Origin of the sequence: Phyllobacterium sp. YR531, assembly GCF_000282595.1 — a bacterium.
Lineage (GTDB): Bacteria > Pseudomonadota > Alphaproteobacteria > Rhizobiales > Rhizobiaceae > Phyllobacterium.
The window spans coordinates 1-1176 of sequence record NZ_AKIZ01000034.1; the positions used below are offsets into that span (position 1 = coordinate 1).

1 protein-coding gene is annotated in these 1176 nt (G+C 54.6%); it reads left to right on the forward strand.

Annotated elements, in window-relative coordinates; genetic code table 11:
* The coding region (tuf, locus tag PMI41_RS17810; RefSeq protein ID WP_008127172.1) for an elongation factor Tu at positions 1 to 1176 on the forward strand (1176 nt) is incomplete at its 5' end.

Genomic DNA, 1176 nt, shown 5'->3' on the forward strand with positions numbered 1-1176 from the left:
ATGGCTAAGAGCAAGTTTGAACGTAATAAGCCGCACGTAAACATCGGCACGATTGGTCACGTTGACCATGGCAAGACATCGTTGACAGCAGCGATTACGAAGTATTTCGGTGAGTACAAGGCGTATGACCAGATTGACGCTGCACCGGAAGAAAAGGCACGCGGCATCACCATTTCGACGGCACACGTTGAGTATGAGACACCAAACCGTCACTATGCCCACGTTGATTGCCCCGGCCACGCCGATTATGTGAAGAACATGATCACCGGTGCTGCGCAGATGGATGGCGCGATCCTGGTTGTGTCTGCTGCTGACGGCCCGATGCCCCAGACCCGCGAGCACATCCTGCTTGCCCGTCAGGTTGGTGTTCCAGCGATTGTCGTGTTCCTGAACAAGGTTGATCAGGTTGACGATGCTGAATTGCTTGAACTGGTTGAGCTTGAAGTTCGCGAGCTTCTTTCCAAGTACGATTTCCCTGGCGACGATGTACCGATTGTCAAGGGTTCGGCTTTGGCCGCGCTTGAAGACAGCGACAAGACAATCGGCGAAGACGCAGTTCGCGCGCTGATGGCAGAAGTTGACAAGTACATTCCAACGCCAGAGCGTCCGATTGACCAGCCATTCCTGATGCCGATCGAAGACGTTTTCTCGATCTCCGGTCGTGGTACGGTTGTGACTGGCCGTGTTGAACGCGGTATTGTCAAGGTTGGTGAAGAAGTTGAAATCATCGGCATCAAGCCGACTTCGAAGACAACTGTTACCGGCGTTGAAATGTTCCGCAAGCTGCTCGATCAGGGCCAGGCTGGCGACAACATCGGTGCACTGGTTCGCGGTGTTGGCCGTGAAGACGTTGAACGCGGTCAGATCCTTGCCAAGCCAGGTTCTGTCAAGCCGCACACCAAGTTCAAGGCAGAAGCCTACATCCTGACAAAGGACGAGGGTGGCCGTCATACGCCATTCTTCTCCAACTACCGTCCACAGTTCTACTTCCGCACGACCGACGTGACGGGTGTAGTGACTTTGCCGGAAGGAACGGAAATGGTCATGCCTGGCGACAACATCTCGGTTGATGTGACGCTGATCGTGCCAATCGCCATGGAAGAGAAGCTCCGCTTCGCTATCCGTGAAGGTGGCCGCACCGTCGGTGCAGGCATCGTCGCTTCGATCATTGAGTAA